The organism is Solibacillus sp. FSL K6-4121, assembly GCF_038002585.1.
Taxonomy (GTDB): domain Bacteria; phylum Bacillota; class Bacilli; order Bacillales_A; family Planococcaceae; genus Solibacillus; species Solibacillus faecavium.
The window spans coordinates 743,166-767,917 of the sequence record NZ_JBBOCS010000002.1 but is presented as its reverse complement, the minus strand read 5'-3'; the positions used below and the strand labels follow the sequence as shown (position 1 = coordinate 767,917).

Genomic DNA, 24,752 nt, shown 5'->3' with positions numbered 1-24,752 from the left:
ATTTTTCACTATAATAATGTAAAAATATATAAGTAGGAGGGAAAATATTGAAAAAGTCATTTTATCACTATGTATTAACTTATAGAGGGGGAGAATGGTCTGATGAAAAAGTCCGTTTTGCTGAAAGTATGTTCATAGATCATTCATTTCCAAAGCAATCCGATAATTTCGAGGAACTTTCGACCTATATTGAATTACAGGCAGATGAATATTTAACAATAAGTGCGTTTGATTCACTGTGGGATTTATATGAGGCTAAATTCAATTGATATTTTGCATACCCACGAGTTTTTAGGTATAGTTGTACTAAAATCCGTAGATGTGAAATTGCTGACATTTGACAAAATATTGTATGTTTAACCAATATTTTTAAAAAGCAAGACGTCTAACGATTGAATATTTATACGAAAACGTTTACAATTTAGAAGAATTATGATGAAAAGAGGTTTTATAAATGAGCGTTCACATTAATGCCAAAAAAGGCGACATTGCAGAAATCGTATTATTACCAGGAGATCCGTTGCGTGCTAAATATATTGCTGAAACATTTTTAGAAGATGTTGTTCAGTATAATGAAGTGCGAAATATTTTAGGCTATACAGGTACGTATAAAGGTAAACGTATTTCTGTACAAGGTACAGGCATGGGTGTACCTTCGATTTCAATTTATGCGACAGAATTAATGCAAGAGTATGGTGTACAAAAGTTAATCCGTGTAGGTACTTGCGGAGCGATCCAAAAAGATGTAAAAGTGCGCGATGTAATCATTGCTCAATCTTCATCTACGGATTCTAGTTTAAACCGTGTTATTTTCGGCGGTACAATTGATTTTGCTCCAACAGCTGACTTCGATTTATTATTAAAAGCATACAATGCTGCAAAAGAAGCAGACTTAAACGTGCGTGTTGGGAACATTTTCACTGCTGATATGTTCTATTCTGACGAAGCACAAAACGAAAAATTAGCACAATACGGTGTGTTAGCTGTAGAGATGGAAACATCTGCACTTTACACATTAGCTGCTAAATTCGGTCGTCAAGCTCTTACAGTATTAACTGTATCTGACCACATTCTAACAGGTGAAGTAACAACTTCAGAAGAACGTCAAACTACGTTCAATGACATGATGGTTATTGCGTTGGAAGCTGCGATTCAAGAGTAAGCGTACCAAGGGATTGTGATTTAGTTTAATTTGCATCCATAACGTAATTTTGAAAGTGCCTAACAGGTGAAAGTCTGTTGGGTACTTTTTTATTGCAATGAGTCAAATAGGGACGTTGCAGTTTGTTTCTGTTCCGATGTTACATGTGAATACGTTTTAATTGTCTCACGTATTTTGGCATGTTCGAGATATGCAGAGCAGATGCAAGTGAGTGGTCACGTAGCGCAACCTAAGCATGAGGTCATGGCTATGATTGATAAGCTTTATACAAGAGCTAAAGAGATTAGAGTGGTCATAATGGTTGGTAACTTTTTTGGAAACAAACCGTTTATTTTTCATGCTAAATGGAGATAAAAACGAAAAGTGCTAGTGGCGGTAGGAGGGAATGAGAAATTATAATAAAAGGACTTGCATCTTTGAAGATCATTCATAAATACAAATCCTATCCTATGAAACAAAAGCATCCGTTAGTCTTCATAATATATGGGCTGAATTATCTTTCCATTTCGGAGCTTCGCCCATTGTTCAATCTTGTTTTCTTTATTCAAGTAAAGCAAGTATTCTATATTACTTCCCTCATCATCTTCTAATGGCTTCACAAGATAAGTTCTCGTTGCTGCCAACAACTCCCCGTGTGATTGTCTATCTACCACAGTAATATCAAAGCCCAATTTTGATTCTATTTGTTGAATTTCTTTGTTTCCGTCAACAAACTCCCATGTGATAAATCCGCCAATCCCTAGAAGTGCCATTCCTATGGCCATATACATAATCCACTTTGAAGTACCTCTCTTCATCTTTGTCACTTCACTCCTCCTTTTTTTTACTTAATTCAACGCTTAAAAACTGAATGATCAGTTGTTTAGTTACAGTGTAACATATTTACATATTTAGGATTTAAGTACCTAATAGTTGGTAACTTGTTAGGTGCTTTTTAGTCGAAAGAATCAATAGCATGTAAATATGTGTTCAGTATTGTTTCACAAGCATCAGCAACTGCCTGCTCTCACTCGTTTACCCAACTTTCATATGGAATGAAATTGTGGGTAATTAGGTAATAAAAACACTATATGGTAAATTAAAAAAATAATAGCAACTTTAGCAAATTCTTTGTCGTCTCACTTGTGAAGGGAAAATGATTCAGGGAGATTAAAAAATGTCGAAAATGAATCCTTTAGTTCTGATTGAAGAAATATACAACGAGCATTATGCGTATTTAAGAAACTTTTTAATAGGTCTAACTAAAAGTGATGTAATCGCTGATGATATTATTCAAGATTTTTTCACAAAAATTTTAGTTTCACCCTCAGTCGTTACAGAAGTTAAGTATATGAGGAGTTGGTTAATAACAGGGGTTAAGAACACTTTACTTGATTACTATAAAAAGAAGAAGCCTGAGTTGCTTCAAGATGAGCATATTATTGAAACGTTGTTGGTTGATAATTATACACCAGAAGTAAGTGCAACAATTAACAACGAATTGGAAATGGTTTTAAGCAAGCTATCGACTTCTGAAAAAGCAATTATTATAGCAAAAGAATATTATGGTTATGACTATAATGAAATTAGTGATCTTTTAAATATACCCGTATCCACAATAAAATCGATAGTGTTCAGAATGAGAAAAAGAATGATTAAAGTGAGGTAATTCTATGGATTCTTTCAAAAAAATACATCTTTTATCTCTGGAATTGATTCCCATAATCAATGACCTGGATGATGAGCCAAGACAGGTTGTTTTAGAACATATCACTTACTGTGAAGAGTGCAAAAAATTATATGATAGTACAGAGGACTTTAATTCCAGTATGCCAAAGCAAGAATACTCAGAGGATGTGGAGTTAAAGCCTTTAAAAAAATTAGTGCAGTTTAATAATGGATTAAAGTTATTACTCATTACTGTAAGAGCGTTAATTTTATTCTATATTGTTTACTCAAGCGTTAAATATTATGGTGTGGAGTCTGTTACATCAATGATAGAGTATTTCAGATCGGGGATATTTCTATTTTACATACCAGCTGCCATATTTCTACTTGTATTTACGTTTACTTTCTTCAATAAAAAATGGGTTTGGATATCGTTGGTGATTGATTTAGTAATTATTTTATTTTTAGAAAAAGTGCTGCAGTTATTTTTATAAATGGAGGTGTTAAATTGATGTATTTAGTCATGTTGTTTGGATTGTTTTTAGGTATTATATTTTTTGCATTTGTTTTTATTGCTTCAAAAAAGAGCGGCAAATATTATTTAGCACCGGTCATCACCTTTTTGTTTTCGGGGATGATTGTGGCATACAGCCTATTTCTCGTTGGAGGATTCGAAGGAATGGGGTATTTATTTTTAGCAGTAGGATTTCTTGTAGTTAGTATTGTAGGGACATTGCTGTTACCGTTATTAATCCCGAAGGTTAAATCAAAATCGTTTAATAGAAAAGATAAAATCAGTTTGTTCCTTTTACCTATCTTATTTTTTGCAACAATCGGGATATCCATAATTTCTGAAGATGGCTACTGGATTATTGAACAGGCAAGCGCTACTCCTGTAAAAACAGAAGGTTACCGAATTACCACTATCTCTGAAGGCAGCAAAGCAGTCACTTTACAACTAGGGGAAAAATACCTAGGAAAAGAGATTGAAGTGAAAAAGGTAAGTAAACGAGGGGCTACAGAAATAATTTTGAAATTTGTAGATGGAGGGGATGATGATAAAGTTCCTTATATAAAGATCGGTCTATATGAAATAAACGAACCATTGAAAGTACAAACAACGGATGGCGATATTTTTGAATCATTAGGGAGCCCACGGGAGTAAAGTTATCCAATATTGAATAGAAATTATAGTAAGTTAAAGAGTAAGCCAAACCAAATAATGGTGCTTAATGTACGCTAGGATGAAAGAGGAAAAAGACTTGTATGTAGCTTTACGCACAAGTACTTTTCCTTTTTTTAGTGTTCATAATACTAGTGATAATCGAGAAAATCGTAAAGATAATCACCCAAAAGAAGAATGTTTCACCAAATGTTGTAAACGTAAGTATTGTTAATACGCTAAATACGACTACTGGAGCGATGAACCATTTTTTAAATAACCAATAACTTATTGATGAAACAATATGAACTATAATAGGTAAAATTAAAAACACAAATAAATATTCCATACCATCCTCCTAAAACATCAGCTTTTGCTAAAACTATGTTAATACTTTCTCATATTAAAATTGTAACATAGGAAATTAATGGTTGATATAGATGTATACTTTTTGTATACAAAGAAGAAATTTATCGCATGGAAGCTTTATTCTTTTTTTTGTTGAATAGTATCAAATTTTGATAGTGAACATTCAGTGTATCGAGTAACAAAAATCGCCGAATTTTCACACTATCTCGAATAGGGTATTTATGGTAACATGTAACTGAATCTTTTAACGTTACAAAATAAAAGGAAGTGTAATAATCACATATGAAAAAGATATTGAAACCTTTGATCAGTGTTGTTGCCATTGGTGCACTCTCGCTATCTATCAATATAAATCAAAATGTATTTGCGGATACATGTGAGTATGATACATCATCAAAGGCAAACCCAGACTATTCCACAATGAACTGTTTGTTAACCGAAACAGCACTGAGATATAATGTGCCTCCTGAAATTGTGAAGGCGGTAGCGGAAGGTGAAAGTGGAAATTGGCGACATTTTGATCAAAATGGAAAAGCGATTGTAACGGCTGATAACGGAATTGGTCTAATGCAAATTACTAATCAAGCGCGTTACGATCAAGAAAAGCTAAAAACGGATCTTGTCTATAATATTCAGGCTGGCGTAGAGACGCTGGATAAAATGTTTAATCGCAAGGATTTACCTGGCATTAACAGCGGGGAAAGAGAAGTATTGGAACATTGGTATTTCGCGATTATGGCTTATAACGGGACTAAACCCGTAAATAGTCCAATTGTCCAAGCAACGGGTGAAAGAAATGTGAATGCCTATCAAGAAAAAATTCTCGAAATTGTTAGAAAATCTGAATTAATAAACTTAAAGGAACTGCCATTTAAAAGTGAACATTTCCTATATGATTCTAACAGCAAGGACAATATTAAATTCTCAGCACTGAATTATAAATTTGATTTACCATTAACAGAATCAAAGTATTTTTTCAAAACGAATCAAAAAGTAAGTGCAACAGCTAATCCTAAATTTAGGTCAACACCTACTACGAATAATGAAAATATTAAAGGTACTTTAAATAAAGGCGAAACGGTTACCATTACTGGTCCATTTGTATACGATGAAGTTTCAACGAAGAAAAACCATTTTGTTTGGTATCCAGTAAAAAGAAGTGATGGGTCAGAGGGGTATGTAGCTTCAAGTTATTTAGAGTACCCGGAAATGACAACGTTACCGATACCGTCTCCAGCAGAGGTAACACCAACGGACTACGCGGCTTATACTAAAAAGTATGCTGATTTCAACCCTACAGCCTGGTGGAAAGATGATATGATTTGGGCAATCGATCGAGGCTTAATTAAAGGGTACAATGACGAATGGAACGCAAAAACAAAGAAATACGAAACCCAGCTACAACCGAACAGACATTTAACGGAAGCTCACTTCTTAACAATCTTCTTCCGTTATGCTCAAAATGATGAATTAGCAAATGTAAAAGGCACGTCGTCTTGGAGCAGAAGTGGTATATACAACATGGCAGAAAAGTATAAAATGCCTGTACTGGCAAATGAAAAATCAAAAGCATCTAGAGCTTTAGCTGAAAGTGGCATTAAACGTGGTAAATTAGCGCAATTGATGGTCTCTTACCACTTAAGAAAACAAGTAAGTGAAAACGAAGCAATTCAATTTTTCATGGATAACGGGATTACTACAGCTAAATCAATCGTTGAATATGAACCTGACCGAATTTTAACTCGTGCTCATATATCTGCGTTTATTCAAAGATATGAATCATTCGAATCAAAGCAAAAATAATTAAACATAGAAAACGGTTGCATTCTTGCAATCGTTTTTCTAATTTTACAGCGGTGGAAATCATTAAAAAGGGAAGGGAAGGTTGCATGGAACCTAAATGGCTTTACAGATTAGAGAGTACCAATCCAAATCAAGGGCTTTGGTATAACGAGAATGGAGAATTCGTTTTAACCCTCGCCGAAATTGAAAACTGTAAAACGAAAGATCTGCCAATGGGGTTTGATGAAAGATATAAACAAGATGGTAAAGACTGGTTTAGTAGTTGTTCCAACATTGAAGATTTAACACATTGGTATTCAATCGAAAATGCGAAAGATTTAATAGAGAAAGGCTTTAGGTTTTCGAAGTATTTTGCAACTGATTACGTTGAATACGACAAAGAAACCGTATTTTTAAAAGAGACTTGTTTGGAGAGAGTTACGCTAAATATTGGAGAGATTTTTAAATAAGAAAATTTGGAATCGGGGTTGTGAAAAAATGGATATGGTTAATACTCAATACATTGAGCAATGTATTATAAAATATGAAAAGATTAAAAATAACACAAACGTAGCAACTGCAGAAAACAACGAAGTATTAGCAAAGCTTATTAAATCAATGTCACATGGATTCATCAAAACCAACTACGACAATTGGCTGGAACAGTGCTTATTACAGGAAGACTGGCAAAAATTGAATAATTTAATTTTTCAGCAAATGCGTTATCGGTTACTTCCGGGATCCAGTGGAGGGTACGACCATTGCCGTAATATTTTACCTGTTTTAGAGGCATTTGCTTGCGGTGATAATAATGTATTGGAGCGCATTCTCCCACATGAACTAGGTCTAACAAAGAATGGATACCCATTCTATATAGTGATAAGCAATCTCTTGATGGCCCTGTGGTATAAAGATGATACCCTATTAAAATTAGCGATTCCTGCTGCCGAAAAATTTATTGGCACAAAAAAACCGCAATGGGAGCGATCAGGAGTTGCCTTTTTACTTTCTTTACATAAGAAAGATGTGGAAGCAGTGGGGGAACATTTACAAGATTTCTGTACAGGATACATGCGTGCAGATTTTACTAAAGCAATGAAACAGCTATGTGTGCCAGCGCATGGTCTTTATAGTTTGGCAGAAAAACTAATACCAACAGAGCTATTTCAACAGATCAAAATGCCAGAACACAAGAACTTCTCTAAAGGATTTGCAAAATGGAGAAATGAGAATCCACACCCAAAATTATATTTATACTTTGAATACCCACCATCTTTGGGAATTCTTAATCAAATTTTCATGGCACCTGTCGCTAAAAGCATAATTTCACAACCTTATCTTCAGAAAGATAATCCGCATCATTCTCCACAATTAAAGAATGTATGGTTTCTTGATGAGGAGGCTATGCTAAAAGGTTTTGTTGAAAATATTTAAACTACTTAGAATAGCAAATTCAAGCATTGCATGTAGCTAAATACGCTATTTAATATTTTCATTCCCCTTACTCTATTAAAATTATATGACTATAAAAATAATTTTGGGGTAGAAGTAAAGAAAATATTTTATTATGAAAGAGGCGTTAACATGCAAGAAATACTTCTAATTTTGGCAATACAACTAGTTTATGTACCTTTAATGACATTGCGAACGATTTTCTTAGTAAAAAATATGAGACTTCTCGCTTCGATTTTTGGCGTTTTAGAAGTACTTATTAATGTATTTGCGTTATCTATCATTTTCAGTGGCGATCAAAACTTCATAGCGATGCTCGTATATGCACTCGGTTTTGGATTAGGAATCCCATTAGGAACAATGATTGAAAGTAAACTAGCTGTTGGTTATGTTTCTGTTACGATCAACACGCAGGAAAAAAATCAGGAATTAATTGATATGTTAAGAGATAATGGATTTGCCATCACGACGTATATTAGCCAAGGACGTGACAGCGACCGATTTAAATACGAAATTTTGGCGAAACGAAATCGTGAAAAGGAATTGTTCAAACTTGTAGAATCAATTGAACCTAAGGCCTTTATCATTTCATATGAGCCTAAATCATTCAAAGGCGGTTTCCTGGTCGATCGAATGCGTAATAAAAAGTTTAAACTTAAAAAGAAGTCATAAAATAGTTAATAATTAAGAATTAAATAATCAGTATTAACATGAATAAATAATTGAAAATGACCCACACTATTATTGATGGTCGGTTAGCCATCGAATGATTTCGGCGCAGAAGGCTTCGTCCTTCGCGCCTTTTTTATGCTTATAGACTGTATATTTTTTTAAAAATGATGTTATGGAAATCCTCTTTTCTTCAAATAATGAATAAAAAGAGGTGAAAAGATGAGTAAAGAAGTTGGGAAGATATTTGTACAAAGGATAATGAATAATAGTGATCCATTATCAAACATCGTAACAGTGCACCTTTTTTGTGAAAATGCGATTAATAGCTTAATTAAAGCTAAGGCTTTTGGCGTCGAGGATTTCTCCAAAAAAAATAAAGGGGAGACATATATCCCTATACTCGATTCCAATTATTCAACAAAATTATATTTTGTATATTCGATGGGTTTAATCGAACAAAAATTATATGAAAACTTAAGGTTGCTTAACCATTGGAGAAATAAAGCTGCCCACAATATCCATGAAGATATAAAGAAATTACCTATCGATTTTCATATTTATAATGAAAACCATTCGATTACAGCAGGGGCCGATGAAAATGAAATCGTCTTAGGTGTAGCCTTTGCAACTTATGTGGAATTACATAAGTTCATCGAAGAACAATATCAAATCAATATTTGAAAAGAATCAACCATAAGAGGGTTGGGAATACATCAAAGTTCCTGACTCTTTATTTTTGATAGCTTATTGATATTTGCTGCATTTTGGTTAGTTCGTATATCATAAAACACATTTTAATGATGGGCATATATAACGAATATCTATTATTTCTGCTAAAATTATCTAAATAAGGGTAAAGGATATAAGTAGTTTATTTTTACTAAGGGGATGGACAATTTGAAAAAAAGATATTATTTTGCCATGAGCGCGCTGTCAATTGCAGTTGTAGCAGGTTGCGGAGATACAGCTGAACCAGTAGATGGTACTAAAGATGAAGCAAGCTTAACATTGCAGCAAGTTTTTGAAAAAGCAATGGAACGTCAACAAAATTTAAAAAGCGTCCATGCAGAAACAAATATGGATCAAGTGACGAATTTAATGATGGACGGCGAAACAATGCAAATGACGAGTACCTCTAATTTAGCAATGGACATCACACAAAATCCATTGGCAATGTATACAAACGGTAATATTGAAATGGATATGAGTGGCGAGAAATTCGATATGCCAATGGAAATGTATATGACCGAAGAAGATGGGTTTTATATGTTGAACGGCGAAACAAACGAATGGATCAAACTGCCGGACGAGCAATATGAACAAATTATGGCACAAGCTGGCGCACAGGCAAATGCAACAGACCAATTGGAACAATTACAGCAATTCATTGATGAGTTTTCATTTGAACAAGACGATGAAAATTACTTATTAACCTTAAATATTCAAGGTGATGAGTTTAAACAATTTATTCTTTCCCAAATGGGTGCAAGCTTAGGTGAATCCATGGAAATGTCCAACGATATATTAGAGAATATGTCGTTTGAAGATTCCCAGTATAATATAGTAGTTGCAAAAGATACATTTGATACGAAAGAAATCGATTTGGACTTAAAGATAATCACTAACATCGAAGGTCAGGAAACAACGATCGAAAATGATGTTAATGTTGTGTACTCGAAGTTCGATGAGGTAGATACAATTAAAATTCCGGATGAAGTGTTAAAAGAAGCAACAGTAGCTGAATAAATGACAAGCAGTGGATGCGCATTTTTACGTTATCCACTGCTTTTTTTATTGTACATAGGAAACAAAATAAAAAAATTATCGTCTGTCCTTTTCTAGTCGCCACTAAACTGATATTATTGATATAGTGTGACATCAGTCAGTGTAAAAATGAGAGTGGTGAAATTAAAATGGATGAACAAAAAAGAGATGAAGGACAAACAGAACAAAGTGAGCAGCAAGTTAAAATTGAAAAGCCTGCTGGTAAGTATTTACGGATGAAACCATTCGCATTCATTATGCTCATTTTCCTAACAATTATATGTACAGCTGGTTTAACTATCTTTGCATTAACGTTTGGTGAGCAAAAGGTCGTTGAAGTAAAGGTACCTATTGAACGACCAGAATTTAAAAAGCTATATGATGCATATGATACACTTCAGCAAAAATATTTCGAAGATGTAAATGAAGAAGAAGTGGTATATGGTGCAATCAACGGAATGTTTGATGCATTGGGAGACCCTTATTCAGACTATATGAACAAAGAAGAGGCCAGTTCGTTTAACGAAAACCTTTCTTCAAGTTTCCAAGGCATTGGTGCAGAAATTCAAGAGAGAAACGGCTACATTATGATTGTCTCTCCAATTAAAAATACACCTGCTGAAAAAGCTGGTTTACAGCCAAGAGACATGGTGCTGGCAGTTGACGGCAAAAGTGTAAAAGGGATGAGTTCCACTGAAGCTGTACTCCTTATTCGTGGAGAAAAAGGTACAGAGGTGACATTAACAATTCAACGCGGAGATGCGGAAAGCTTTGACTTGACGCTAGTACGTGATGACATCCCTGTGGAAACAGTATATGGTGATTTAGATGAATCAGGTATAGCTCATCTTCAAATTACATCATTTAGTGAAAATACAGCAGTAGAACTTGAAAAAATTCTAATCGAATTTGAAAAAGAAGGATTGAAGGGGATTGTTATAGATGTTCGCCAAAATCCTGGTGGGTATTTAAAAGCGGCCATCGACATTTCAAACCTATTCGTTGAACAAGGTAAAACAATCGTACAAATTCAAGAGCGTAATTTAGATCCTCAAATTGTTGCGGCGGATAATCGTTCAAAATATAAGCTGCCTATAACGGTATTAATCGATGAAGGAAGCGCCTCTGCCTCTGAAATCTTGGCAGGAGCTTTAAAAGAATCGGCAAATGCACAAATTATTGGCTTAAAATCATTCGGTAAAGGCACAATGCAAGAAGTAATTTACATGGAAGATGGCGCTAACTTAAAGTTTACAACGGGTAAATGGCTAACACCTGATGGAAACTGGGTAAATGAAAAAGGAATCACGCCTGACGTGAAAGTGAATTATCCAGATTACGCCTCACTGCCATATATTGACCCAACTCAAACTTATGAATTAGGTACCGAACATGTAGCTATTGAAACAGCAAAACGTATTCTCGAGGTACTGGGCTATGATCCGGGCGAAGTGAATACTAAGTTTGATGAAGCAACTGAAGCGGCATTAAAAGCGTATCAAGAAGAAAATGAGCTAGAAATTACGGGGATCTTAACAGGAGATACAACATATGCATTAATGGATGCCATTAGTGAAAAGCTAAAAACTGAAGATCCGCAAATTTTAAAAGCTAAAGAACTATTAGGTGTAACGCCTGAAGAAAAAACAGCAGACTAATACAAAAGATGGGCTAGTATAAAGTGGAAATCACTTTATTGCTAGCCCATTATTATAGGAAGTGAAAATATGAAAGATGTTTATTTATTTAGTGGCTTTTTAGGAAGTGGCAAAACTTCCATGTTAACGGATGTAATTCGTCAATTGAAGGAAGCAGGTTTAAAACCAGCCGTCATTATGAATGAGTTAGGCAAGCTCCCTTTTGACTCACAATCCGTAGAGGCTGATGTACCTTTAAAGGAAATGCTCGAAGGTTGCATTTGCTGCAGTGGTGCAGAAAAGACAGAAGCGCAAATTCAATCGCTTTTGCATGATCAGGAATTTGATGTATTAATTATTGAAACAACAGGTGCAGCCCATCCTGTAGAGGCACTGGATGCCGTGTATTCACCATTATTTGCAGAACAGTTGAATATAAAAGGTATTGTTACGGTAGCAGATAGTCGATTATGGTTAGATCGCACCACTTTAACACCACAAGTTCGTTCGCTGTTTATGGAACAAATTCGTCATGCACATTTAATATTAGCGAATAAAACGGATTTGCTGACAGATTCTGAACAAGCTCAAGTTGTATATGAGCTGCAAGGGTTTAATTCAAAAGCGTTCATCTTACAAACAACGAATGGTCGTGTTCCACTTCACTTATTGCAAAATATGCAATCGACAGCCCGTGTTTCAAAGGATGACATCGTATCGGCGCGCATCGGTGAAAGCTTTAACTTAGGCTCTAGATTAGTACATTTTGATACTAGTTTCACTCAAGAACAGTTTGAGGGGTGGATACGGGAACTTCCGGAAACGGTTTACCGCATGAAGGGATATGTGCCGATTGAAGGGATAAAAAACCCGATGCTGTTTCAATATGCTTACGGTATGGTGCAATGGCTACCGGAATACGTGAAGATGACACCAAGCCTCGTAATAATCGGAGAGAATATAAAAGACGTGGAAATTATTGGACAATAACTCGTCAATACCTTTTCAAATGCAATGTTTGAGGAAATTGGATAAATTTATGGGAAAAATGAAGTGAGATTTAAGATTATAAGGCTTATAAATTGGTAGATGGACAAATTACCAATTTATAGGCCATTTTTTTATGGATTTTTCATTTACGATGTGATTACGAAAGGAGGCGTACAAAATGAAAAAATTAATATTACCATTTTGTGCAGTAATACTTTTTGCAACACAAGCACCCGTTGCGAATGCGAACGCAAACGAAGGGGGCAAAACAACTACAGGAATCAACTACTATCAATCAGCTGCAGAATATAAGATGAAGCTGAATCAAAAATATAACTCTCAAAAAAATACACATCAAAAACAAGAGGTATCATCAAATACAAGTAAAAATACATCTGTTAAAGAAGTTACTAAAAAGCAAACAACAACTAGTCCTTCTACAAATGCAACAACTCCAAAAACTGAAACAGTATCGACAGCAAAGAATACGAATGCAGTAACGAATACTGCTACTGATCAAGTAGCGGCATTTGAAGAGAAAGTAGTAGAACTAACAAATGTAGAGCGTACTAAAAACGGTTTAAAGGCATTACAAATAGACCGTCCTTTAATGGCAGCAGCTCGAGAGAAATCACAGGATATGAAAGACAATAACTATTTCTCTCATACTTCACCGACATTTGGTAGCCCATTTGATCGTATGAAAGCATTGAAGATTTCGTATAAAGCTGCAGGTGAAAATATCGCAAAAGGTCAAAAATCACCAGAGCAGGTTGTAGAAGCTTGGATGAACTCAGCAGGACATCGCGCTAATATTCTAGATAAAAATTTCACGCATATTGGTGTAGGTTATGTTAAAAACGGCCATATTTGGACACAGCAATTTATTAAAAAGTAAAGATTATTGAGGCTGGGACATAAGTAGAAATTTCTTTGTAAAAGAGAAATACTCTTATGAAGAAATTGCTATTATTTGAATTGATTGGAGTGAAGGGGCGACTCCTGGGGGAACAGCAAAATTTATTTTGCGACGAGTAACCGCAGGAGCACCGACGCCTGAGACTACAGGCTCAGGCCGTGCCCCCGGAAAGCGTCCCCGTAACGGAAATCAATTCTGGCAGAAACAGAAAATTTTGTCCCAGCCCCAAGATTGACGAAAAAAGGTCTCGAGAGACGAACTCTCGGGACCTTTTTATCTTTTTAATTATTGCTAGTTAACGTACGCGCGCGGAGGATTTACTAAATGTTAAGCCGTGTTATTTATATTTTATTGGAATAATAATTATTTTATAATATCTAAATTGAATTTGGTCGACATCCGTTTATCTTTAACACAAGCATTTTATATTGGCTTCAATTATGCTACAATTAACGGTATACTTAAATTTGCTTTAAAATAAACCGATTTAAAATTGTTATGTGAATTGTGGTGAATTACCCATAAATACTTTTTAAAAATAATAATTATTAAAGGCATACATGAATAAATGTAGAAAATAGGCCTAAAAAAACTATTTCAATAAAAAATTAACTTAAATTAAATGGCAGACTAAATAATATGATATTTATCGAAGCATGTTGAAATGTCTTGATGCATAAAATATAAAAAATGACATTTGCTTTGTTAGGAGAAAATTATGAACGAAAAATCAATTATTTTAACAGGTGGAGGAACAGCCGGTCATGTATCTTTAAATGAGGCAATTATTCCATCCTTATTAGAAGCAGGATATAAAGTACATTATATTGGTTCGCATGATGGCATAGAAAAAGAACTGATAGGGAACGCCTTTCCGACATTACCTTATCACAGTATTTCAAGCGGGAAGCTACGTCGCTACTTTTCAATGCAGAACTTTACGGATCCGTTCAAAGTGTTAGCAGGGGTTACACAAGCTTTTACTATTATTAAGCGAGTGAAACCGACTGTCATCTTCTCAAAAGGTGGTTTTGTGTCGGTACCGGTAGTAATAGCAGCCAAACTGGCAAATATTCCAGTCGTTGTGCATGAATCGGATGTAACACCAGGTTTGGCAAATAAAATTTCATTGCCATTCGCTTCGCATATTTTTACCGTATTTAAAGAGACGATGAAGCATTTGCCGAGCGATAAAGCCACATGTACTGGCTCGATCATCCGGCAGCAACTTTTTGAAGGGAACCGTGAACGTGGTTTAGCACTATGCAATTTTACTTCGGACAAAAAAGTACTACTTGTTATGGGCGGCAGTTTAGGTTCGGTGGTAATTAACGATGCACTTCGCAATAACTTGTCGGCATTGCTCGAAAAATACCAAATCATTCATCTTTGCGGCAAGGGGAATAAAGATGCGTCATTAAATAATCTGGAAGGCTATTGCCAATTTGAATATGTGACGAATGAATTGCCGGACTTGTTATATGCAACAGATTATGTCGTATCAAGAGCGGGTTCAAATTCAATCTTTGAATTTTTGACATTGCATAAGCCAATGCTTTTAATTCCACTATCTGCGTCAAAAAGTCGTGGGGATCAAATATTGAATGCAAATCTATTTAAAAAGCAGGGGTTTGCACAAGTATTGGATGAAGAAAAATTGACAAAAGAATCATTTTTACAAGCCGTCAATCACCTTACTGCAAAAGCAGATGAAATGATTGACCATATGGCTGAAGTTGAACATCCAAAAACACCGAAGGAAATGGTCGGTTTAATTACTCAATACGAAAAATAAAAAGCGAGAGGCGTCCCAACAATGTGGAGAATGCCTTTCGCTTTAATTTATAAGTTATTGATAATGTAAGCCTGATTTATAAAACATTCATTTTACATCGCTTGTTCTTCTGCTTCTTCTTGCGTGTTGGCAGTTGTTAAGTAGAACAGATCTTTTGGTATTTTGAATAAACGAAATTTTGTAGCGCCTTGATTGATTTCTTCAAAAAGCAGTGGATTTGTAAGCTCAGCATCGATTACATACGGCAATTTTAATGCAGCTGCCTGTGATCGACCATTTTCTTCCCGTACGCGTAAAAATACTGTATGGAAATCATAATCAAAAAACAACTCATTTAAAAACGCCAGCTTTGCTTTTTGATTGTAGCCTACTCCTTGAAATGGCTTCCCAATCCAAGTACCTAAAAAACCGGCACCATCCTGAATATCAAAGATACTAATTGTGCCGATTGGAGCGCCCCATTCATCAACGATCGTACGTGAGATTGTTTGGCCATTTTGCTCTTCTTCGATTAATTGTTTTGTCATAAATAAGTACTCTTCAGCAGAAGCTGCTTTTTGACGTACATAAGGAAACACAGATGGATGACGTAATAATTCGTATAATTCTGCAGTTTCATGAAGTTCTCTTTGTTTTAACATGTGAAACGCCTCCTTTTAAGAAGAAAATGGTAGAGCCTGTAGTAAAGAAATAGTGCAAATAATCTTCTAATGCTAAAAGGTTCTTTATCATAAGGCAGTAGTCATTTCGAACTTGATCTTACCTAAAAGAATTTGACGTTAAACTATGGAACATAATTTGCCGGTCTCGCTCTATCCTAGACAAATAAAACAATATCGAAATAAGAATTGTATCTACATTTTATTATAATATATTCTCTTGGCGCAACTTTCAAGCTCGAAAAAAACATTTTTTTCTACTATTAGTCTATATATTCTGAATTGTCTAATTAATAATAATATTGATGACAATTTGATTTTTAACAAAGTATAATATAGTAATTATGAGAAGGTGAGGCGAAAGAATGAAAGTACAATTAGTTAAAGTTCACGGTTCAGGAAATACATTTTATTTATACGAAGCATTATATGACGATAAGCTTGATTATGTGAACATGGCTAAGCAATTATGTAATCCTTCTATAAATGGAGGAGCAGATGGACTGTTGCTCGTTTTGCCCTCCGATATTGCCGATGCCAAAATGCGCGTCATAAACGCGGATGGTTCGGAAGCTTCTATGTGCGGCAATGGCTTACGCTGTGTTGCTCGACATGTATGCGAAAAATTGGAAGTCGATGAAGCGATTATTGAAACGATGCATGCTTGTTTAACAGTTAGAAAAGAAGCGCCTATTTTTGAGCAGCTTCCAACATATTCAGTAGAGATTTCCCCTATTTCATTTGAATTATCATCTTTGCCGATGTTCTTGGAGGAAAAGCAGGAATTGCACCATGAGCGAATTGAGGCATTTTCTGAAGATATTCCCTTTACAGCAGTTTCTGTCCCTAACCCACATTTAATTGGGATAGTGGAGAAAAAATATATAGAAAATACATCTCATCAACAGCAGTTAGCTGCCTTTTTAAATTCAGATAATGAATATTGCCCCAACGGTGTAAATGTCAGCTATGTGCTGCCTATATCAAACGATGAAATTTTCGTTCGCACATATGAGCGTGGTGTAGGTTTTACAAATGCATGTGGTACTGCAATGACCGCTTCAGCATTGATTTCTACAATGGAGAATATTGTTTCGGGTAATTTAATAACGGTATATAATCCTGGTGGCTTCGTACAGTGTTCGGTTGAACAGTATAATGATAAATGGAAACTGTCACTTATTGGAAACGCAACTATTGTAGGGTATTATGAAATAGAATATAGTCATAATAAAATAGAGTTTACTGATTGTGTTATAACTGAAGAGCAAGTACAATATGATAAATGTAATATTTATACAGAAAACAGGTTAAGAAGTTTTACACAGTGAATAGTGCAATAGGGGGAGCAAGTAATGAACACCATTTTTTCCATAAATCAATTGGATTTGTTATTCAAGAATAGTAGTGATGCTGTTTTCTTTATGGAAAGAGTAGATGATCAGTACCGCTATATTTATGTTAATGAAGCGGCTATAGAATTAATAAACGTTAATCCTACCGGTAAGTTATTAGAACAAGTCGTACCTTCCCATTTAGCAAAACCGATTATTCAAAATTATAATTTGACTATACAAAATCAAAAACAAATGGAATACGAAGATTATACGTATGATAAAATGGAAGTTCGAAAACAGCGTACGACATCGATACCAATTATTATAAATGAAAAAACTTATGTTTTGGCAATTACAAAAGAAGTTTCCCTTGGTCGTGACCTGGAAGACAAATATCTTTTCATGCGCTCATTACATTCCAGTTCATTTATATCTACACTTTTAGTATCTAATGATATGCATTTGCTCGAAGCAAATCCTACTTTTATTCATGAATTTAATATTTGTATGGAAGATGCTCTTACTCAAAAGTTGTTTGAAATGCCTTTTATGGACGGTAAGAGTGTAAAGCATCTTAAAAAATATATAAAATGCGTTCAAAATGGGGAAAGTATTCAATCGCAGATGCTATATTTTATTGATAAAAATAATGAGCGACGATGTTTTACTGCTTCCTTCTCCTCACTGACTAGTAACGATGAGACGATTGCTGTATTTATTATGCTGCATGAGATTACAGAGTTTATTAAACAACAGCAAGCTTTGCGTACAGCATCACATGGCTTAGAAATGTTTAAAAATGCAATTAGTTCAGTAGCGGATGTTATTTTTACCGATGTTCATGGAGTTATAACGGATATTAATGACCGTATTATAAAAAATACCGGCTACAGTCGTGAAGAAATCATCGGAAATACACATCATATTTTCAATTCAGGTACCCATAACAAAGAGTTTTTCCAAAATTTGTGGAGCACAGTCAAAGATGGGAATGTTTGGCGGGATGAAGTTTGTAATCGCAAGAAGAATGGGGAAATCTATTGGGTCGACTCCACAATTGTTCCGTTAAAAAATGAATTTGGGGAAATTGAACAATATTTTACTGTACAATATAACATATCCTCGGAAAAGCAACTGCTGTCTGAGTTATATAAAATCGAGCGGATTTTCCGTGCGATTACAGATAATACGAATGACTTTATCGTTGTGACTGATCGTTATGGGAAAATTAAATATGCTTCACCTTCATACATTAGAAAGCTCGGCTATGAAGAGGATGAACTAATTGGTGCTCCTTACGAAGATTTGCTCATGCCTGAAAGTATTAAAGTATGGAAAGAAGCGCTAAAGCCTAAAGAAATCGATTTAGTAGAGGAATTGAAAATCGAACTGCTGCTGCATAAAAAAGATAACAGCCCGATATGGACGGAGGGCAATTATACGATGTCCTTAGATTTATCGCACCATGAAATTTCTGAAATTGTGATGGTATCCAGAGAAATAACCGAACGCAAAGAACTGGAAGATCAATTAACTTATTTGGCTTATCATGATAGTTTAACGCAACTTGGCAACCGCAGAAAACTATACAAAGATTTCCCTCTGATTCAAAGTGAAGCGAAGCATGCTGATACGAGTCTTGCCATCTTCTATTTAGACGGTGACAACTTTAAACAGGTGAATGATTTACATGGGCATGATGTAGGGGATGAGTTTTTAATACAGTTTGGCAATTCACTCGTTAAAAGTGTGCGACAAGAAGATTTAGTCGTAAGATTAGGCGGAGATGAATTTTTAATTGTATTTACTGGGCTATCAAATTCCGAAATAGAGCGTACGGTTCAAATTGAACAAATAATGAATCGTATTCAAGAAAACTTGGAAATTGGATGGAGAATAAGAGGGGTGCATTTCTCTCCTACTGTATCTATAGGGATTTCCATTTACCCGCAGCATAGCGAATCCCTGGATGAGCTCATTGATTTGGCAGACCAGGCATTATATCAAGCAAAACAGTCCCCGCAATATCAATATTGTATTAGTAACGTATAACGGAATAGTTAATGGGAGGTACGGAAAATTTATTCCGTATCTTTTTTTATTTAAAATACAAATGGTAAACTAGATGGTAAGAATACATATTATTTGATTGAGAGAGGGAAAGGCATGAGTCAAAAAATATTAATCATTGAAGACGAAAAGAGTATCGCTCGTTTTTTAGAGTTGGAACTTCAACACGAACACTTTGAAACAATGGTCGCTTATGATGGGAGAACTGGTCTTGAATTAGCGCAAAGTGAAAAGTTTAATTGTATTTTATTAGACGTGATGTTGCCTCAGTTAAATGGGATCGAAGTATGCCGCAGAATCAGAAAGACAAATGATGTACCGATTCTTTTAATTACTGCACGTGATGAAGTGATGGACCGTGTGGCGGGACTGGATGCAGGGGCGGATGATTATATTGTGAAACCATTTGCTATTGAGGAGTTGCTCGCAAGGATTCGTTCTATATTAAGAAGGGTAAAGCATACTCATACTTCCAAACAATTGGTCGTACGTGATTTAGAAATAGATGTCGATGCTTATGAAGTGCTGTTTGAAAATAATAAAATTGAGCTTACCCGGAAGGAATTTGATTTATTAAAGTTGCTTGTGGAAAATAAAAATCATGTATGTACTCGTGAGCTTATTCTAGAAACTGTTTGGGGGTTTGATACTGAAGTAGAAACGAATGTGGTCGATGTATATATACGGCATCTACGAACGAAACTTCAAACAAACAATGACCCGTATATCGAAACAGTTCGTGGGGTAGGATATGTGATGCGCGGATGAAAAAAGGATATATAAAACAAATGCATTTATCCTTAAAATCAAAGTGGATGCTTGCTGTAGGTGTAACAATTTTTATAAGTTATGCTCTCATTTCAATTGTACTGTATGTAGCATTACAAACTTGGCTTATTAATAATGAAGAAAAAAATGCACTACGTACAATAGATGATATGTCCACTTTTTTTGAAGCACAGGAGAACACTGTTACAATACAGAAACTGCAAAATAATTCAGCTTTAATGAAAGCAATTTTGACCCAGGAGCAAACCGTTCGTATTTTTAATTTGGATGGTATTGAAATTATGCGGATAAATGATGTAACATCTGCTGCGGATTTTCCTGCCGGAGAAATGAATTATTTTTCAACTATTATAGAGAAACAATCAATTGATGGTACAGAAGGTTATGTCATCCACAGAGCGGTACGAATTGGACAATTTCAAGGAATTATGCAGCTCATTCATCCGTTGACGACATTCCATTCGATGATGAATTATATACTGACTACCATACTCATTGTCGGATTTGGTGCAATACTCTTCTCTGTTTCAATCAGCTATTATTTAGCAAATGTATTAGTTAGACCAATTGTCCAATTGAGGGATGCAATGCATTTAGTGAGAAATAATGGGTTTAAAGCACAGCCACAATTCGATTACTCAGCACATGATGAATTAGGGGAATTACTTCAGATGTATCGTGCGTTAATGAATGAGCTTGAAATTTCGTTTACAAAGCAACAACAATTCGTTGCTGATGCCTCCCATGAACTGCGGACACCGATCCAGGTTATCGAAGGTCATTTATCATTAATTAAACGCTGGGGAAAAAATGACCCGGAGATTTTGATGGAGTCATTAACTACATCCTTATCGGAAATTACGCGGATGAAAAAGATGATTGAGGAATTATTGCAACTGGCTCGCCGGGAGGAAGCTGACGTATCTGCGGCAGCTAATATAGAAGAAGTTTATGAACAGGTGAAAGAAGAATTGCTACAGTTATACCCCGAGACACAATTTAATTTATCTGTTGTAGGACAGAGGGCAGAGGCTGCAGTAACCGAACATGCGCTAGCGCAAATCTTTAGAAATATTATGAGTAATAGTATACGATATAATAGCAATGTGCCAAATCTTCAAATAAACATTCTTTATAACGATACGGACTCAACAATATTAGTAACAATAGAAGATAATGGGCTCGGCATTTCAAAGGAGCATTTACCGTATATTTTTGATCGTTTTTATCGGGTTGATGAATCACGTACTAATCATGTGGCTGGTACGGGACTCGGCTTAAGTATCACAAAAATGCTTGTCGATAAATACCGAATCTTGATGAAAGTGGATAGTACTTTACAAAAAGGCACTATTTTTTCCCTGAAATTCCACAAAAAATAGAATAATTTTAGTCAATCTATTTATTATTTCAATAGTTCAAGAAAAAATATGCTAATTTTTATAAAAAGAGTTGTATTTTTTGTGAAGAGTAGTAAGATTGAGATGGAAAAAACGTTCTTCCCCCTTTTATAATGTGCTTTTAGTCTATGTGGAAGAGTGGTAAAATATTATTTGATTTATTTTGGTAGATAAAAAAGTAATACTTTATTATCAACAGCAGAAGGATAATAATTTTTATATTGTGGTATATAAAATTATTTCTTTCTAAGTAAATTATTGGAACAGCCATAAGGCAAAATTTGGAGGTTATTTTCATGTCGAACAATGTATTACCTGCAGGTTCTCCATGGTCAGCATTCTCTGGTCCTAACTTAGGTTATGTATTAGAGCAATACGACTTATTCCTGCAATCTCCTGAAGAAGTTGAACCGGAATTAGTACAGTTATTCCAAGCTTACGGTGGTCCTGTATTTGCAGATGGTCAACAACCAGTTGCAACAGCAGCTGTAGCAGGTACTGGAGACTACAAAAAAGTATTAGCAGCAGTTAAATTGGCAGAATCTATTCGTGAATATGGTCATTTAGCAGCAGATTTGTACCCATTAAAAAATCGTCAATTAGACACTTCACGCATTGAAGAAAGCGTATTCAATTTAACGGCAGCAGATCTTCAGGCCATTCCTGCATCAGTATTTTTTGCAAATGTCCCTGCAGGCGTTACTAACGGTAAAGAAGCAATTGATTACTTGAAGTCTGTTTATACAGATAAAGTAGGGGTAGAAGTTGCACATTTACAAAACGCGGAAGAGCGTGCTTGGATCGAAGCACAAATTGAAGGAGGAGCATTTAAAGCCTCTTTAACTCCAGAAGAAAAGAAAGCCGTGTTGGAACGTTTAACACGTATTGAAAACTTTGAAAAATTCATCCATAAAACATTCGTTGGTCAAAAACGCTTCTCTGGAGAAGGTTTAGACACACAAATCATTTTATTAGATGAAATCATTAAGGCTTCTGAATCAAATGGTGTTAAAAATGTACGCATCGGTATGGCTCACCGTGGTCGTTTAAACGTACTGACTCACGTTCTGAAAAAACCATACGATATGATGTTCTCAGATTTCGCACACGTTTCAAATGAACTTTTCTTACCGGAAGATGGCCGCTTACAAATTACTAAAGGCTGGACTGGTGACGTTAAGTATCACATGGGTGCATCTTACACACATGATTCTGGCTTGAATGTGAAATTAGCATACAACCCTTCTCATTTAGAAGTAGGAAACCCGCTTGTAATCGGTTCTGTGCGCGCTGCACAAGATGATACTTCTAAACCGGGCGTTGCTAAGCATGATCCATCTTCTGCAATGGGTATTATTCTTCACGGTGATGCAGCATTTGCAGGTCAAGGGATTGTAACTGAAGGCTTTAACTTCTCTCAAACAGCTGGCTTTAAAACTGGTGGTACTGTACAGATTATCGCGAACAACATGATCGGTTTCACAACTGAATTACATGATTCTCGTTCATCAAACTACTCATCAGATCCAGCAAAAGGCTATGATATTCCTGTAATCCATGTGAATGCAGATAGCCCTGAAACAGTAGCAGCTGTAGGTCGTTTTGTAGCGGCATACCGTGCTAAGTTTAAAAAAGATATCGTAATCGACTTGATTGGTTACCGTCGCTACGGTCATAATGAAACAGATGATCCGACAGTAACAAACCCTGAAACATATAAATTAGTAGCAAAACATGAGCCAATCCGAGCATTATATGGTGCACAGCTAGCTGAAGCAGGTATTTTATCTGCAGATGAAGTTAAGGCATTGGATACAAGCATTTATGCAGAAATGCAAGCTGCTTATGACCATGTTAAGGCAATGGCAGAAAAAGACGAACATACATCTATTGAAATGCCTGAAGAGTTAAAAGTTGAATTCCCTGAAATTGACACGAAAGTCGATGCAGAGCGTTTAGCTAAAGTGAATGAAGACCTACTTGTATTTGGTGACGGTTTCGAACCACAAAACAAATTAGGTAAAATTTTAGCAAAACGTCGTGATGCATTTACTGAAGGTAAAATTGACTGGGGTCATGCTGAGACATTAGCATATGCAACAATTACACAAGACGGCACACCGGTTCGTTTTACTGGTCAAGATGCACAACGTGGTACTTTCTCTCAACGTCACTTAGTATTACATGACAAAAACAACGGTGCTGAATTTACACCATTACACCATGTTGAAGGTGCAAATGCTTCATTCACAGTTTACAACTCACCACTTACAGAAGCGGGTGTTGTAGGGTTTGAATATGGTTATAATTTAGAAAACGAAAACGTACTATCTGTATGGGAAGCACAATTCGGTGACTTTGCAAACATGGCACAAGTAATGTTTGATAACTTCATCTCAAGTGCTCGTTCTAAATGGGGTCAAAAATCTGGTTTCGTACTTTTATTACCACATGGTTATGAAGGTCAAGGTCCAGAGCACTCATCTAGCCGTATGGAACGTTTCCTACAATTATCAGCTGAAAATAACTGGTTCGTAGCAAACTGCTCTAACGCAGGTAACTACTACCACTTATTACGTCGTCAAGCTGCATTATTAGGTACTGAAGGTGTACGTCCATTAGTAGTGGTTTCTCCAAAATCATTATTACGTCACCCATTAGCTGCAGCGACTGCTGAACAACTTGCAACTGGTCGTTTCCAGGAAGTAATTGAACAGCCAGGTTTAGGTAAAAATGCTGAAGCTGTAGAAAAAGTAGTACTTGGTACAGGTAAAGTAATGATTGATTTAGCAGAGCGTGTAAAAGATGGTGAAGGTTTTGACCACTTACACATCGTTCGTGTTGAACAAGTTTACCCATTCCCAGCACAACAAGTGAAAGATATTATCGCTCGTTTCCCAAATGTGAAAGAAATTGTTTGGGTACAGGAAGAACCAAAAAACCAAGGTACATGGACTTATGTTCTTGAAACTTTATATGAAATTGCTGAAGGCAAAAAAGTTCGCTATGTAGGTCGTCCTGCAATGAGCTCAACTTCTGAAGGTGATGGCGATTCACATAAAGCAGCTCAAGCGAAATTAGTTAACGAAGCACTTGAAAAATAATATAATCGATTGATTGATACCGAGCTACTTCTATACAAGGTA

Annotated in this window: 23 protein-coding genes; 20 read left to right on the top strand and 3 right to left on the bottom strand. The window is 35.6% G+C overall.

What is annotated here, in order from left to right:
• Positions 1-47 precede the first annotated feature (47 nt).
• Positions 48-269: a YozE family protein gene (locus MHH95_RS13195; RefSeq protein ID WP_191698951.1), complete on the top strand. Its 222-nt coding sequence runs from the start codon at positions 48-50 to the stop codon at positions 267-269.
• A 185-nt stretch (positions 270-454) separates the two neighbouring features.
• Entirely contained in the window at positions 455-1,162 is a 708-nt protein-coding gene (gene deoD / locus MHH95_RS13190; protein ID WP_191698952.1) for a purine-nucleoside phosphorylase, read from the top strand.
• 467 nt (positions 1,163-1,629) lie between these two features.
• On the opposite strand, the gene MHH95_RS13185 is transcribed toward deoD, so the two are convergent.
• Positions 1,630-1,968, bottom strand: a complete 339-nt coding sequence (locus MHH95_RS13185; protein ID WP_340727960.1) for a hypothetical protein — start codon at positions 1,966-1,968, stop codon at positions 1,630-1,632.
• A 359-nt stretch (positions 1,969-2,327) separates the two neighbouring features.
• Here MHH95_RS13185 and MHH95_RS13180 point away from each other — a divergent pair, with 359 nt between their 5' ends.
• From MHH95_RS13180 to MHH95_RS13170, 3 genes are read left to right on the top strand one after another with little or no spacing between them, the layout of a single operon-like run.
• The gene (locus MHH95_RS13180; RefSeq protein ID WP_340727958.1) at positions 2,328-2,810 is read left to right on the top strand and encodes an RNA polymerase sigma factor; all 483 of its coding nucleotides are present in this window, start codon (positions 2,328-2,330) and stop codon (positions 2,808-2,810) included.
• 4 nt (positions 2,811-2,814) lie between these two features.
• Positions 2,815-3,303, top strand: a complete 489-nt coding sequence (locus MHH95_RS13175) for a hypothetical protein (RefSeq protein WP_340727957.1) — start codon at positions 2,815-2,817, stop codon at positions 3,301-3,303.
• Between the two features lie 17 nt (positions 3,304-3,320).
• The gene (locus MHH95_RS13170; protein ID WP_340728766.1) at positions 3,321-3,974 is read left to right on the top strand and encodes a YesK family protein; all 654 of its coding nucleotides are present in this window, start codon (positions 3,321-3,323) and stop codon (positions 3,972-3,974) included.
• A gap of 109 nt (positions 3,975-4,083) precedes the next feature.
• Here the strand turns inward: MHH95_RS13170 and MHH95_RS13165 are convergent, their stop codons facing one another.
• Positions 4,084-4,320 (bottom strand): DUF2651 family protein, encoded by a 237-nt coding sequence (locus MHH95_RS13165; protein WP_340727956.1) that lies wholly within the window; start codon positions 4,318-4,320, stop codon positions 4,084-4,086.
• A 302-nt stretch (positions 4,321-4,622) separates the two neighbouring features.
• On the opposite strand from MHH95_RS13165, the gene MHH95_RS13160 reads away from it, so the two are divergent.
• The 10 genes from MHH95_RS13160 (at position 4,623) to MHH95_RS13115 (ending at position 15,351) form a co-directional block, all read left to right on the top strand.
• Positions 4,623-6,143 (top strand): SH3 domain-containing protein, encoded by a 1,521-nt coding sequence (locus MHH95_RS13160; protein ID WP_340727955.1) that lies wholly within the window; start codon positions 4,623-4,625, stop codon positions 6,141-6,143.
• A gap of 86 nt (positions 6,144-6,229) precedes the next feature.
• Complete coding sequence (locus tag MHH95_RS13155; protein ID WP_340727954.1) at positions 6,230-6,592, top strand: hypothetical protein; 363 nt, start codon at positions 6,230-6,232, stop codon at positions 6,590-6,592.
• Positions 6,593-6,620: 28 nt separating this feature from the next.
• Positions 6,621-7,556 carry a hypothetical protein gene (locus MHH95_RS13150; protein WP_340727953.1) on the top strand — a complete coding sequence of 312 codons (936 nt, stop codon included), beginning with the start codon at positions 6,621-6,623 and terminating at the stop codon, positions 7,554-7,556.
• A gap of 150 nt (positions 7,557-7,706) precedes the next feature.
• The gene (locus tag MHH95_RS13145; RefSeq protein WP_340727952.1) at positions 7,707-8,246 is read left to right on the top strand and encodes a DUF2179 domain-containing protein; all 540 of its coding nucleotides are present in this window, start codon (positions 7,707-7,709) and stop codon (positions 8,244-8,246) included.
• A 219-nt stretch (positions 8,247-8,465) separates the two neighbouring features.
• Entirely contained in the window at positions 8,466-8,927 is a 462-nt protein-coding gene (locus MHH95_RS13140) for an RND transporter (RefSeq protein WP_191698958.1), read from the top strand.
• Positions 8,928-9,143: 216 nt separating this feature from the next.
• The gene (locus MHH95_RS13135; protein ID WP_340727951.1) at positions 9,144-9,992 is read left to right on the top strand and encodes a DUF6612 family protein; all 849 of its coding nucleotides are present in this window, start codon (positions 9,144-9,146) and stop codon (positions 9,990-9,992) included.
• 167 nt (positions 9,993-10,159) lie between these two features.
• Positions 10,160-11,668, top strand: coding sequence for a lmo1851 family serine protease (locus MHH95_RS13130; protein ID WP_340727950.1), 1,509 nt, complete (start codon positions 10,160-10,162; stop codon positions 11,666-11,668).
• Between the two features lie 69 nt (positions 11,669-11,737).
• A complete protein-coding gene (locus tag MHH95_RS13125; protein ID WP_340727949.1) occupies positions 11,738-12,637 on the top strand; it encodes a CobW family GTP-binding protein in 900 nt (299 codons plus the stop codon).
• A gap of 178 nt (positions 12,638-12,815) precedes the next feature.
• Positions 12,816-13,535 carry a CAP domain-containing protein gene (locus tag MHH95_RS13120; RefSeq protein ID WP_340727948.1) on the top strand — a complete coding sequence of 240 codons (720 nt, stop codon included), beginning with the start codon at positions 12,816-12,818 and terminating at the stop codon, positions 13,533-13,535.
• A gap of 739 nt (positions 13,536-14,274) precedes the next feature.
• The gene (locus MHH95_RS13115) at positions 14,275-15,351 is read left to right on the top strand and encodes an undecaprenyldiphospho-muramoylpentapeptide beta-N-acetylglucosaminyltransferase (RefSeq protein WP_340727947.1); all 1,077 of its coding nucleotides are present in this window, start codon (positions 14,275-14,277) and stop codon (positions 15,349-15,351) included.
• Positions 15,352-15,443: 92 nt separating this feature from the next.
• Here MHH95_RS13115 and MHH95_RS13110 read toward each other — a convergent pair whose 3' ends face one another.
• Entirely contained in the window at positions 15,444-15,992 is a 549-nt protein-coding gene (locus MHH95_RS13110; protein WP_340727946.1) for a GNAT family N-acetyltransferase, read from the bottom strand.
• Between the two features lie 383 nt (positions 15,993-16,375).
• On the opposite strand from MHH95_RS13110, the gene dapF reads away from it, so the two are divergent.
• The 5 genes from dapF to MHH95_RS13085 all read left to right on the top strand — a co-directional run bounded on the left by dapF (position 16,376) and on the right by MHH95_RS13085 (position 24,710).
• Entirely contained in the window at positions 16,376-17,341 is a 966-nt protein-coding gene (gene dapF / locus MHH95_RS13105) for a diaminopimelate epimerase (protein ID WP_340727945.1), read from the top strand.
• A 24-nt stretch (positions 17,342-17,365) separates the two neighbouring features.
• A complete protein-coding gene (locus MHH95_RS13100) occupies positions 17,366-19,399 on the top strand; it encodes a diguanylate cyclase domain-containing protein (protein WP_340727944.1) in 2,034 nt (677 codons plus the stop codon).
• Positions 19,400-19,513: 114 nt separating this feature from the next.
• The gene (locus tag MHH95_RS13095; protein ID WP_340727943.1) at positions 19,514-20,185 is read left to right on the top strand and encodes a response regulator transcription factor; all 672 of its coding nucleotides are present in this window, start codon (positions 19,514-19,516) and stop codon (positions 20,183-20,185) included.
• A 20-nt stretch (positions 20,186-20,205) separates the two neighbouring features.
• Positions 20,206-21,588: a HAMP domain-containing sensor histidine kinase gene (locus MHH95_RS13090; RefSeq protein WP_340727942.1), complete on the top strand. Its 1,383-nt coding sequence runs from the start codon at positions 20,206-20,208 to the stop codon at positions 21,586-21,588.
• 314 nt (positions 21,589-21,902) lie between these two features.
• Positions 21,903-24,710, top strand: coding sequence for a 2-oxoglutarate dehydrogenase E1 component (locus MHH95_RS13085; RefSeq protein WP_340727941.1), 2,808 nt, complete (start codon positions 21,903-21,905; stop codon positions 24,708-24,710).
• The last annotated feature ends 42 nt before the right edge of the window (positions 24,711-24,752 follow it).